8 protein-coding genes are annotated in these 12,880 nt (G+C 53.0%); 2 read left to right on the top strand and 6 right to left on the bottom strand.

Features of this window, described 5'->3' with window-relative positions:
* Both LC093_RS00040 and glyA read right to left on the bottom strand, forming a co-directional pair.
* On the bottom strand, window positions 1-1,401 hold the full coding sequence (locus tag LC093_RS00040; protein WP_226660731.1) for an L-serine ammonia-lyase: 1,401 nt from the start codon (window positions 1,399-1,401) through the stop codon (window positions 1-3).
* A 2-nt stretch (window positions 1,402-1,403) separates the two neighbouring features.
* Complete coding sequence (gene glyA / locus LC093_RS00035; protein ID WP_226660730.1) at window positions 1,404-2,684, bottom strand: serine hydroxymethyltransferase; 1,281 nt, start codon at window positions 2,682-2,684, stop codon at window positions 1,404-1,406.
* Between the two features lie 93 nt (window positions 2,685-2,777).
* Here glyA and LC093_RS00030 point away from each other — a divergent pair, with 93 nt between their 5' ends.
* Together LC093_RS00030 and LC093_RS00025 are read left to right on the top strand one after the other, a co-directional pair.
* Window positions 2,778-3,647, top strand: coding sequence for a LysR family transcriptional regulator (locus tag LC093_RS00030; protein WP_226660729.1), 870 nt, complete (start codon window positions 2,778-2,780; stop codon window positions 3,645-3,647).
* A 485-nt stretch (window positions 3,648-4,132) separates the two neighbouring features.
* Window positions 4,133-6,274, top strand: a complete 2,142-nt coding sequence (locus LC093_RS00025) for a M4 family metallopeptidase (RefSeq protein ID WP_226660728.1) — start codon at window positions 4,133-4,135, stop codon at window positions 6,272-6,274.
* Between the two features lie 125 nt (window positions 6,275-6,399).
* Here LC093_RS00025 and LC093_RS00020 read toward each other — a convergent pair whose 3' ends face one another.
* From LC093_RS00020 to LC093_RS00005, 4 genes are all read right to left on the bottom strand, one after another.
* On the bottom strand, window positions 6,400-8,034 hold the full coding sequence (locus LC093_RS00020; RefSeq protein ID WP_226660727.1) for a sodium:solute symporter: 1,635 nt from the start codon (window positions 8,032-8,034) through the stop codon (window positions 6,400-6,402).
* A 65-nt stretch (window positions 8,035-8,099) separates the two neighbouring features.
* Entirely contained in the window at window positions 8,100-9,212 is a 1,113-nt protein-coding gene (locus tag LC093_RS00015; RefSeq protein ID WP_226660726.1) for an ADP-ribosylglycohydrolase family protein, read from the bottom strand.
* A 658-nt stretch (window positions 9,213-9,870) separates the two neighbouring features.
* Complete coding sequence (locus tag LC093_RS00010; protein ID WP_226660725.1) at window positions 9,871-11,145, bottom strand: MFS transporter; 1,275 nt, start codon at window positions 11,143-11,145, stop codon at window positions 9,871-9,873.
* Between the two features lie 19 nt (window positions 11,146-11,164).
* On the bottom strand, window positions 11,165-12,880 hold a 1,716-nt coding region (locus LC093_RS00005; RefSeq protein ID WP_226660724.1), incomplete at its 5' end, for a condensation domain-containing protein.

Genomic DNA, 12,880 nt, shown 5'->3' with positions numbered 1-12,880 from the left:
TTAACATTCGACAATGCTGACCGGCAGATCGATGGCATTTACGGCCAGGCCGCCGCGCGCGGTTTCTTTGTATTTGTCCTGCATGTCGCGACCGGTGTCGCGCATGGTGCGAATCACCTTGTCGAGCGAGATAAAGTGTTCGCCATCACCCCTGAGCGCCATGCGAGCTGCACTGATGGCTTTTACCGAGGCCATGGCATTGCGCTCGATACAGGGCACCTGCACCAGCCCGCCGACCGGATCACAAGTGAGACCGAGGTTGTGTTCCATGGCAATTTCCGCTGCGTTTTCGACCTGCAGCGGCGTGCCGTCCAGCACTTCGGCCAGACCAGCGGCTGCCATGGAACAGGCGGAACCCACTTCACCCTGGCAACCGACTTCGGCACCACTGATGGAGGCATTTTTCTTGAACAGGATGCCCACTGCGGCCGCAGTGAGCAGAAAGCGGACGACGTCTTCGTCGGTGGGGTTTCTGGAAAAGCGCATAAAGTAATGCAGCACCGCCGGAATAATACCGGCGGCACCGTTGGTGGGCGCTGTCACAATGCGACCGCCCGCCGCGTTTTCTTCGTTCACTGCGAGCGCGTACAGGGTGACCCAGTCCAGCGCCGACAGCGGGTCAGACAGGCAGGCTTCAGGACGGCTGCGCAGTTGCTTGTTGAGGTTGGCCGCACGGCGTTTTACATTCAGACCTCCGGGAAGGATGCCCTCGTTGTGCATGCCATTGGTCACGCAGTCCTGCATCACCTGCCAGATTTTCATCAGGCCTTCGCGGGTTTCCGCTTCGCTGCGCCAACTCGCTTCATTCGCCAGCATGACGTCACTGATCTTCAGTTGTTCGCGCGCGCAGATCGCCAGCAATTCTTCTGCGGTGTTGAACTCGTAGCGCACCGCAATTGCCTGTTCAAGCGCGTTGTCCGACTGCGCTTCAGTTTCCGTCACCACAAAGCCACCACCGATGGAGTAGTAGACTTCTTCGGCCAGAACCCGCCCGCCCTCGTCCAGGGCAGTAAAGCGCATACCGTTGGCGTGCAACGGCAACTCTTCCTCACCGATCAGCAACAGGTCCTGCTGCGGGTCGAAAGCAATGATCCGTTCACCATCGAGATTGAGGCTGCAGCACTGCTCAATAGCGGCAACACGCTGATCCACAGTATTGGTTTCCACCCACTCCGGCTGCTCGCCTTCCAAGCCCAGCATGACCGCCTTCGTGGTTCCGTGACCAACACCGGTGGCACCGAGGGAGCCGAACATATGCGCGGTTACCCGAGACGCCTTGCCGAAGCACTCTTTCTCGCGTAACAGCTGCAGGAACTGGCCCGCCGCCTTCATCGGCCCCACAGTGTGGGAGCTGGACGGGCCGATACCAATCTTGAACAGGTCAAAAACACTTAGCGACATACTCAGCCGGCTCCGTGCGCCGGGTACACAGGGAAGCGTGTACACAGCGCTTCTACGTCAGCACGCACACGGGCCTGCACTTCCGTCAGAGCTTCAGGCTGCTCCAGATTTTCCAGGATGTCGCACATCCAGCTGGCCAGCTGCTCCGCCTCAGCCGTGCCCATACCGCGCGTGGTGATCGCCGGGGTGCCGATACGCACACCACTGGTAACAAACGGCGATTGCGGATCGTTGGGTACCGCGTTTTTGTTTACTGTGATGTACGCCGCGCCCAGGGCCGCATCGGCCGCCTTGCCAGTAACGCCGCGTTTGCTGAGGTCAATCAGCAGCAGGTGGTTTTCGGTACCACCGGACACGATATCGAAACCACGCCCGATAAATACCGCAGCCATGGCCTTGGCATTGTCGATTACGCGTTGCTGGTAAGCGACAAATTCCGGGGTCAGCGCTTCCTTGAACGCCACCGCCTTGGCCGCAATCACGTGCATCAGCGGCCCGCCCTGGATACCGGGGAAAATCAGCGAATTGAATTTTTTGCCGAGCCCCTCTGCATCGCGGGACAGGATCAGGCCGCCGCGGGGACCGCGCAGGGTTTTGTGGGTGGTGGTGGTAACCACATCGGCGACCGGGACCGGGTTCGGATAGAGCCCGGCGGCCACCAGGCCCGCCACATGCGCCATATCTACAAACAGGTAGGCACCCACCTTGTCCGCGATTGCGCGAAAGCGGGACCAGTCCATGATCCCGGAATACGCAGAGAATCCAGCCACGATCATTTTCGGCTTGTGCTCAAGCGCCAGTCGCTCGACTTCTTCGTAGTCAACCTCCCCGGTTTCCGGGTTCAGGCCATACTGCACCGCGTTATACAGGCGACCAGAGAAATTCGGTTTGGCACCGTGGGTCAGGTGGCCACCGTGATCCAGGGAAAGGCCCAGGAAGGTATCCCCCGGCTGCAGCAGCGCCATATACACCGCCGCATTGGCCTGGGAGCCGGAGTGCGGCTGTACGTTGGCATACTCCGCACCAAACAACTCGCGCGCGCGATCGATGGCCAGCTGCTCTACAACATCGACGTGCTCACAACCGCCGTAATACCGCTTGGCCGGATAGCCCTCGGCATACTTGTTGGTAAGTACCGAGCCCTGCGCGGCCATTACCGCCTGGCTGGTGTAGTTCTCGGAAGCGATCAGCTCGATGTGCGCTTCCTGGCGCACGCGCTCGGCTTCGATTGCGGCGCAAACTTCACTGTCGATGGTTTTCAGGTGGGTCTGTACGGGGTCCATGGAGTGCTCCTGATTCCTGTTTAATGATCGATGCTAGCCCCGCAGACAGAATCTGTTAAATTTATACTTCTGATTCATCTATAAGATTTTCTTATGCAACTTTCCCACAAGAATCTCCCCACCGAATGGCTGCGCACCCTCGTCACCGTGGTCGACAGCGGTGGATTCAGCCAGGCCGGTGAACTGCTCGCGCGCACGCAGCCCGCCATTAGTCGGCAAATCAAGGAGTTGGAAGAACGGTTGGGAAGGCAATTACTGCTGCGGTCCGGCCGCACCCTGAACCTGACCGAGAGTGGCCTGCGGGTCTACGAGCAGGCAAAAAAAATCCTGGCCCTCAATGACGAGCTGATATTCGAGTTCAGTGGCGCTTCGGTAACGGGCAGGCTGCGTTTGGGGATTCCCAGCGAATTCGCCTCGGTACTGCTGCCGCGGATCATCGGCCAGTTCTCGCAGAGTTACCCGGAAGTATCGCTGGAAGTCACCAGCGACCTCAGTCGCAATCTGCTGGCGAAAGGGCAAAGGGACAAGTTTGACCTGATCCTGGCACTGCAGGAAAAGCCGGATGCGGCCGAAGGGCAACTGGTTATCCGTGACGACCTGGTGTGGGTCGCCAGCCACAAACACTCAGCCCATCTGCTCAAGCCCCTGCCATTGGTACTGGCCCCCGATGGCTGTATCTACCGCAAGCGGGTGGAAAGTGTGCTCAAGAGCGCGGGCATTGCCTCGCGCAATGTTTTCACCATTCCCGACCTGAACGGCATCCAGTCCGCACTGGAAGCGGGCCTGGGCATTACCGCCCTCTCCCGCAGTACCGTGCCCGAATCACTGCGGGTACTGCGGCCGTCACGGGGCCTGCCGAAATTGGGAGAGATTTCCATCGGGCTTCATTTCAAGAATCGCCGCCCGACGGAGGCTGCGATGCGGCTGGCGGAACACTTGCAGAGTGGCCTGAATGCGCAATAAAGAATGAGAAACACGCAGCACAATTAACACGGTCGTACTATCTAAAAGAACATTACGACGCCATTCATCGCTGGCACGATCGTACAATGTGACCAATGACGGCGGGATAGTCAGCGAGTTTCTGAGACAAATTACTCAATACAATTTAAAAATTGCCAGACATTTAGTATCACTGTCATCACTTCGTTGTAAATGTGAGTACACGGGGTACTATCCAGCTCGTTCGGTAACCCCGGACACCTCCGGTTTGAGAAAGCGGAGTGCAGCCTGGATACAGTCAGCCTCACCTGCCTGAATCTTTCACTCGTTTGCGAGCCCACTGCGCTCCGGCCCGTCTTCTGCAGTCATACCTCTCATATTTTCGAAATCGAGTGGCAGCACACACTCGCGCCTAGCGTATTTGTTTTTTTGTGTGTGCAGCAGAGGCGATCCCTCAGGAATTCGAATTTCGAAAAGCAAACCAAAAAAATAAGGAAAAATTTGCAATGACGCGTTTTCTAGGAATCAGTTGCACCCTTGCACTGGCGATCAGTGCCCATGCGGCGGATCGCGTTCCGGCGACCCCGGATATGCTTTCTCCGCAAGCACTGGCCGCGACCAGTGGTACCGACATCGCACTTGAAGAGATCCGCTCACGTACCCTGCCAAACGGTAAAGTGATTACCCGATACCGGCAGACTCACCAGGGCATTCCCGTTTGGGGGCAAACCATCACCAGTTCCGGCCAGGGAATATCGGCCCAGGTAAAAGGCGATGTAATGATGGGCCTGACACTGGATGTACCGTCAACCAAGCCCTCCATTGCCGCTTCCAATGCTATTCAGCGGGCCATGGGCCATAAAATCAACGTCCGGGCTCAACAGGGCCAGATAAACGGTGCGCTATCGGTACCTGCACTGAAACTCGCCGCCAAAAACCAGAAGCAGCAGTTGTTCATTCACGTGGATGGCCAGAACAATGCGCGCCTCGCCTATCTGGTGAGCTGGGTGGAATACGGTGATGAACCGTCGCGCCCCTTCTACTTTATCGACGCACTGACCGGTGAAGTGATTGAGCACTGGGACGGTATTGCCCACCAGGATGCAACCGGCCCCGGCGGCAACCAGAAGACGGGACGTTACGAGTACGGGACGGATTATCCGGCGATGCAGGTAGACAGCAGCTGCCGCATGGATACGACCAACGTAGAAACCGTCAACATGAACCACGCCACCAGCGGTGGCAGCGTCTATTCGTTTACCTGCCCATACAACGACTACAAAACCATTAATGGTGCCTACTCGCCATTGAATGATGCGCACTTCTTTGGCGGAGTGGTTTTCGGCCTGTATAACGATTGGTACAACACCGCACCGCTGACGCAAAAACTGCGTATGCGTGTGCACTACAGCAGCAACTACGAAAACGCCTTCTGGGATGGTAGCCAGATGACCTTCGGGGACGGCGGCAGTACCTTCCACCCACTGGTGAGCCTTGACGTTTCAGCCCATGAAGTCAGCCATGGCTTCACCGAGCAGAACTCCGGCCTACAGTACTCAGCCCAGTCAGGCGGTATCAACGAAGCCTTCTCTGATATGGCCGGTGAAGCCGCCGAATTCTATATGCGCGGCACAAACGACTGGCTGGTAGGTGCGGATATCTACAAGTCCAGTGGCGCACTGCGCTATATGCAAGATCCCACGCTGGACGGAAGCTCAATCGGCCACGCATCCAACTACTATTCCGGGATGGACGTACACCACAGCTCCGGTGTGTTTAACCGCGCCTTCTACCTGATTGCCAACACCAGTGGCTGGGATACACGCAAAGCGTTCGATATCTTCGTTCTGGCCAACCAGATGTATTGGAACTCCACATCCAACTACGTCGACGCTGCCTGTGGCGTGATGTCCGCGGCCGAGGATCTCGCTTACGACCTGAATGCAGTCTCAACCGCATTCAGCACCGTCGGCGTATCTACCTCCGGTTGCGGCGGAGGTGGCGGCGGTAATCCGGGTGGTGGCGAACTGGAAAATGGGGTGACCGTGAGCAGCCTTTCCGGCAGTACCGGTGAAGAAATTCACTACACCCTGGAAGTACCCGCCGGTGCCAATAATCTGAGCTTCCAGATTTCTGGTGGCAGTGGTGATGCCGATCTGTACGTGCGCTACGGTTCAGCCCCGACAACTTCCAGCTACGATTGCCGCCCCTATATTGGTGGCAACAGTGAAACCTGCACAATCTCCAACGTACAAGCTGGCACTTACTATGTGATGCTCCGGGCCTATAGCAGCTTCTCAGGTGTGAGCCTGGTGGGCAGCTACGACGAAGGCACTGGCGGTGGCAGTGGTGATGGCTGGGTAGAAACCAACCTTTCCGGCAACCAGAGCTCCTGGCAGCACTTCACCCTGGATGTGTCTTCCGGCATGTCTTCCCTGGATGTCCAGATGTCAGGCGGCACCGGCGATGCAGATATGTACGTACGCTACGGTGCACAACCGACAACCAGCAGCTACAACTGCCGCCCCTATACCTCGGGCAACAGCGAAAACTGCACGATCAGCAATCCGCAGTCGGGTACCTGGTATATCAGCATTCGCGGCTACCGAGCCTATTCCGGCGTAACCCTGGAGGCTCAGGCCAACTGACCTTCACCAATAAAAAAAGCCCGCATTTGCGGGCTTTTTTTTATTTGCCAAACCTGCTCATCAGGCTGAGCCTCGATGCACGATCAAGAATCCGACGTAGCAAATGCCAACGCAGCCGCGGGAAACTACCCGTTGATATAAACCAGTAATCCCAGCAAAGCCGCAAACCATACAACCAGCCACAAACTGCGCGTATACCAATTGACGCGAGCCTCAGCTTGTAAATAACGGTGAATTGCCGTTTCGTATACGTCGGATACCGGTAAAATCTGGCTGCCAGCAGCCTTCTTGGACCACAGAAGAGAAATAACCAGCGCGACAACCACAGTCATCACAAAGCCAATCACATTCCACCACAACCAGGAAACTTCCGGCAGGAACATCCAGCAGACAGCATTCACCGCGATACCCGCCAACAGGCCGGTGATCGCATGGGGGCCAAATACCCGCCGGGTCAGGAAGCCCAGGGCAAATACTGCGAGAATGGGACCATTGGCGAGCGAGCCGATTTTATTGATCGCTTCCAGTACCGTCGGTGCGATGTCATCCACGTAGAAGGCCATCAGCAGCGTCACGACACCCCATAGTGAAGTAAGGACCCGGGAGAGGATCAATTCTTTATGATCACTCCAGGTACCGTGGTGGAATCGTCGTATGAAATCTTCCATGGTGGTAGCGCTAAGTGAGTTGAGAACAGAGTCCAGGGAAGACATGGCCGCCGCAAACAGGGCGACAAGACTGAGGCCAACCAAACCCGTGGGTAGCTCGTGGATCATATAGACCGGTACCGCAAGGTTATACTCCGGGCCATTACCGGAATCCGGAAGTGCGGCTATGAAGTCGGGGTGCTGAACCGCATACACCGCGATCCCAACCCCCACCAGGCAATAGAGCAACACCAGTGGAAAACGCAGCAGACCGTTGATCATCAGTGCGTTGTTGGTGGCATCGATATCACGGGTACTCAGCTGGCGCTGTACCTGGCTCTGGTCGCAACCGTAGTAAGAAACGTACAGGAACACCCCGCCGAGTAACATCGGCCAGAAGGCGAACGTCTCGCCATCCCCAAAACCATGGTGGGTGAAATCCAGCGTACTCCTGCGCTCGGCCGAGAACGCCTGCCACATATCGGTAAAGCTGCCACTGGCATCCACCAGGAAACACAAAACCAGCACAAGTATCGCTGCAAGAATCAGAAGCTGCAGCACGTCTGAATAAATGACGCCTCGAATCCCACCCATTACATCGTAAACAACTGTAAAAGCCCCCAGCAGCAGCACCGAAGCGGTAAACCCTAAACCGGTAATCAAGTCGATCACCAAAGCGATGCTATAGACGGTCACTGCTGTCGCAAACGCGCGAACAAACAGGAAAAGTCCGCTGAGGGTCAAACGGGTGGCGAGGTCAAAGCGCTGTTCCAGGTAGGCATAAACAGATACCAGCTGCAGGTGGCGAAACATCGGCATCACAAACAGGATCAGCACCACCATCGCCAGGGGCACGGCCAGTTCGTACTGCAACCACAACAAACCGCCGCCGGCGGTAAACGCAACAAACGCGGGCGCACCAAGAATACTGTTGGTGGAGCACTGGGTGGCCATGATCGAGAGGCCTACGGGCCAGGGCCCAACACTCCGCCCCGCCACGTAATAATCTTCCCGATCTTCCTGGCGGCGCGCTAACCAATAGGCCATGGCCAGCAACCCAAAGCAGTATGCGAAGATTATTGTCCAGTCAATCCAGGCTATGTGTTCGTTCATACAATCCCTGTATTCCCGACCTACTCCACTCGAAAACTGGAGCAAACCGGACTAGAGAGTGAATTTCAGCACCCGGGATATTTCCTCACTGCGTTGTCCGAGGCTTCGTCAGGAACATCATACTCCCCTACTTTCCAGCGGGGAAACCGCAGGAGATCGTCTGCGACTTCGGCAATTTCCGGTGCAAGTTCCAGAGAATCCAACCAAGGTTGAGGAATCGAATCGATCCCAAGTTGAGCACCCATCAGGTTTCCAGTAATCGCGCCGGTTGAATCGGAGTCACCGCTGTGGTTAACGGCCATCAGTAGCCCCTGTTGTAGACTGGTCGCCGTAAGTGCGCAGTAGAGGGCTATTGCCAACGCTTCCTCGGCCACCCAACCCTCACCTAACTGACTTATGGCCTCGTGTGGAGTAACCTCATTTCTCGCAAGTTGTTCCGCAAATTCGATTGCCCAGAGGGTTTCCTCATAAAAGCTGTGCTTCTGCAACTCGACCTTCGCAGCGGTAATGGCCGCAACAAGAGATTGGCCATCCAGAAGCAACTGCACCACTACCGCCAAAACCCCTGCGGGCAAGTATCCACTCGGGTGGCCATGGGTAATTTCAGCAAAGTCAGCGGCCTGCTGGAAAGTCTCATCCAAACGCTTCACTCCGTGCAGAGACCAGTGGAACATACCCACTGGCGCTACACGCATGACACCGCCACAACCTTTACTGTTGTTGATCGCGCGGATACTCCGCTCGCTCTGATACTCGTGCAATGCCTGAAGACAGGTATTTCCCGGTGCTCTGCGGCTATGTAATTCGGGAAGCCCCAATAACCAGCCATCCGCCCCGATGTTTGCGCGCTCCCGCTCACCAGTTTCGGATTGCGTTCTCAGCCAGCGTAAGTAAGCATTCGCCATTACACCCTGCGGATTACAGATCCCGCGGCTAGAACCCCGGACGTAGGCACGCAGCAAGCCTTCAGCGGTAAACAGTGTCATTTGTGTATCATCGGTGATCGCCCCAATGCGCCCATAGGCCGGGGCGTAGTCACTCAAGCCTTCTGGGCCAAATACCCGCTGGATCTCCGCCCAGCTCATAAATTCCACAGCTGCGCCGAGGGCATCACCCACCGCACCTGCGAGCAGGCACCCTTGGAACCGCTGAAGCGGTGACAACTCCAATCTGTTCAACGTTTTTATTCCCCGCATCCCAGTTTCCATATTACTACCCAATTATTCATATATTCGATCTTAACGGAAACAATATCAGCTGAGTCAGTAGCTTCCAAAAAACACTTTACCGCTTGCCTACCATATTTCTACAAGGTGCAGGCACCAATAAATAGTGCGCTTATACATCAGGGAATAATAAAACCCTAATATCTACATTTCGAAAAACCGGAAAGTAAAAATAAAAAGCCCCGGTAATTACCGGGGCCTTCTATAGATCCCGAATACACTACGTTGCTTTAGCTTTTGTACCGGCCTTTCCGGTAGTCGAGGATCGTCAAACCATCTTTATCGACATCTGCGGGCCACCTGAAAGGTTGACATTCGATGGATACTGCGTAGTTTCCGCCACATTTTTCCTTTACCTCGCCTATCTCCCTCTGCAGTTGCAAGGAAGACGTAAAACGAATACTGGATATGATTTTATTCAAGAGATTTCGCATGGCTTCGGGGCAAATATTTACATCCCTCTCATCCCTGCTGCGCACGCAGCCCTTTCCATACCCAAATAAAAAAGATACCATCCTGCCTTTAAACATAGGAAAAAAAATACAGCGATCTCTGCTCACGGAAGTAAACCTAAGACAATAAAACCCCCTCTATCAAAGCACATCCAAAGTCAATCAATATACCCTTTAGCGACCAACCTGTTGCTCCACTTAGCAACTTTACCTCCCTGAATCCCCATAAATCTCGCCATATACGAATTTAACCACAGGAGTGGCGCGACCAGAAAAATAACGAATCCCAAGATAGTGATCACGATATGCACATCCAAAATTTCAACAGCCCAACCATAAATGATCAAAGACATGGGAACAGATATCCCTGAGATCATCCCGAGTAGGTTCATAACCCTGGATCGATAGTTCGCGTGAACAGCCAGTATAATTTGCACATGCAACGGCACGTTTATAAAGGTAACAAACATTGATTTTACTAGACACATGAACAATACGGCTGAAAATGAATTACTAATTCCGCCAGCGATAAATAGCGGGCCTAGACACACTATAAAAGATACTATGTACCGCCAGCGCTTTAATACCAGCTCATATCGATGATAAATACACGTTGAGATTAAAACTCCCAAAGCGGAAAATAAGACCGTGTACCCTAACTCCCTCGCAGACAGGTTTAAATCACGAAGTACATAAACCTCCACCAGAAATGTAAATGGAGCCACAATAAAATTGAGCACCATCAGAACCCACATCAAATTCCACAGGACAGACAACCGCCGTAAATACATCCAACCATCCACCAGGTCTTCCAACCAAATTTTGTAATTGGATTTCGTCGAAAGCTCGGAATCTTGGATTGGAGGCAACGCGGTGATTTGCATCCGTAAAATCGACAGAATAGAGACCAATATTCCTGACAAACAAATGGCGAAAAGCTGCCAAAGCGAGACTATTGTCGCTAAATAAGCACCGATCAGACCAGATATAACAGACAATATAGATCCCGATGCCTGTAAATTGACCTGCGCTTTACCCATGTTTTGGGTGGAAACTAATTGCGGTAAAACACTGTTTGACGAAGAGTCAAATAACCCTCGGGCTAACGAGTGCAACCAAAATAATCCACATAAATAGATATAGTTTAAACTGCCTGACAACGATATCACCATTAACACTGCAACAGGTACGAGCGATAACCAGTCTGCAGTCAGCATCACCTTTCTTCGGCAAAATCTGTCCGAAATCGGTGCGCACAGAGGCGGCAATACAATAGCAATCAACAAGCTGGAAGCCGAAAAGAAAGCGGCTTTCGCTGCGCCACCATCACCGGACTTAATAACCCAGACGCTAATCCCAAATATCAGCGCCTGAAAGCAAAACCTGTGCACAAAACGACCGGACAAATACAGCCAAAAATTTGAACCAAGCATGAATATATTACCGTCCGTTTCAATTGATATTACAAACAGAAAGAGCGACACCCATCATGGCTAACCGATGCTTTTCTACCAGCGATATCAGCGTATCAGCAATACCAGCTATCGTTTCATCACAGTAATAACTGCTCTCATATTCTAAAGTTACGATAACTCTTTCCTCTCTAATAGAGCAGTTAATCCAGATAAAGTTTGATCGATACTGAGCCCCAACACTCTGATAGATTCTTTCCCCTTGCAAATAGCGCTGCATATCTTCGTCAGAGGAACCAACAAAAGAGTCAAAACCAAAAGCAAAAGCACTGGTTTTTTTATTTATTTCATCGGTATCTCCAGAGGAGATACCGCGCGGAATAAACAGCCGATAGTCGAGTGCCTGATGACTAGCAACAGAATGCAGGTCATCCGATAACTTTCGCACCACTCTTTCAATCGGCATACCGGATGACACTCCCGTATTAAAAAAGACCAAATCAGCAAAAGAACCAACGATCGATTCACTGCCATATAGCCCACGGCCAGACAACACCATTCCAAGTGAAGGATTATCGGTCTTGGTGACCTCACCCACTAAAATAGATGCCATGGCAAATAGCACATTGGCTATTGAGCTATGACTAATTTGTGAAAGCTCTTTTATATACAGCGACTGCTCTTTCGGCAGCATAAATTTCAATTTAGAGCGCACCGCTGGTGTACCTACTACCACACTATAATCATGCGGCAGACGAGCCGGTTTACACCCACGATAATATTGTCGCCAAAACTCAACATCCTGATGATATTGATCGCTCTCCAAATAGTCGTTATTGATCCAGTAGCAGTAATTATTGTAATCGGTCGTTTTCTGCTCATCTCTCTCTCTAGCTCCCGTCATCAATGCACTATGGTAGAAAGACTTGAATTCATCAGCTAGCAGCTGAAATCCAAATCCATCGATCAGCACATGATCCATCGTCAAACATACTGTGAAGCCCTCAGAGTCCTTGATCAAAACGTCGACAACAATGGGAGGCCTCCCCAATTCTTGAAGCTTATTATCAGAAAAATACGCGTTTAAATCACGACCTGCATAACTCTCGCATTCTTCACCGCGATGAATATAGTAAGGGAGAACAAAATTATCGATCTGCTCTTGGTACAATTCGCCGGCCTCACACAAAAAATGACAGCGTAAAACAAAGTGTCGCTGACACATTGCCCGCAACGTCATTTTCCATACACGCTCATCAAACTCACGAGCAATATAAATCGAACCACCGGTATTCATGTAAGACTTGCCGCATTCACCACCTCGCCAGTAAACCAATTGAGTATAGTGAGCCTTCACTTTTCGAGCACTTGTCGTCTCACCAACTGTAAATCGATTGACTGTATCACCAGTGGAATTTCTATCTTCCATGAAGCGCGCCTGCGCCTCGACAGTCCGGTGTTTCGCCAATACATCCATCGCGAGATTCGAACCAAAGGACCGGTTTATTTTATTCGTCAGCGTAATGAAAGAAATAGAATCACCACCGAGCTCATAAAAATCACTGAATACCCCGATGATCCCAAGCTCAAGCACCTCCTGCCAGATTTGGCACAGTGTCGCCTCCAGCTCCGTGCGTGGCGCAACATAGCTCTCCGCCGAACCAAAGTCCGGCTCTGGCAGCGCCTTCACATCCAGCTTGCCATTGATTGTCAGCGGCAGCTCCGCCAGTGCTGTAAAGCTCGACGGCACCATATA

Source organism: Microbulbifer aggregans, from assembly GCF_020524005.1.
Taxonomy (GTDB): Bacteria; Pseudomonadota; Gammaproteobacteria; order Pseudomonadales; family Cellvibrionaceae; genus Microbulbifer; species Microbulbifer aggregans_A.
Note: the sequence above shows the minus strand (reverse complement) of the source record. Positions and strands in the feature narration are given on the sequence as shown.

Bases quoted from the DNA above. Each gene is read 5' to 3' on its own strand.
- glyA (WP_226660730.1), bottom strand. From the start codon at position 2,684: ATGGACCCCGTACAGACCCACCTGAAAACCATCGACAGTGAAGTTTGC.
- LC093_RS00010 (WP_226660725.1), bottom strand. From the start codon at position 11,145: ATGCTTGGTTCAAATTTTTGGCTGTATTTGTCCGGTCGTTTTGTGCAC.
- LC093_RS00030 (WP_226660729.1), top strand. From the start codon at position 2,778: ATGCAACTTTCCCACAAGAATCTCCCCACCGAATGGCTGCGCACCCTC.
- LC093_RS00040 (WP_226660731.1), bottom strand. From the start codon at position 1,401: ATGTCGCTAAGTGTTTTTGACCTGTTCAAGATTGGTATCGGCCCGTCC.
- LC093_RS00025 (WP_226660728.1), top strand. From the start codon at position 4,133: ATGACGCGTTTTCTAGGAATCAGTTGCACCCTTGCACTGGCGATCAGT.
- LC093_RS00020 (WP_226660727.1), bottom strand. From the start codon at position 8,034: ATGAACGAACACATAGCCTGGATTGACTGGACAATAATCTTCGCATAC.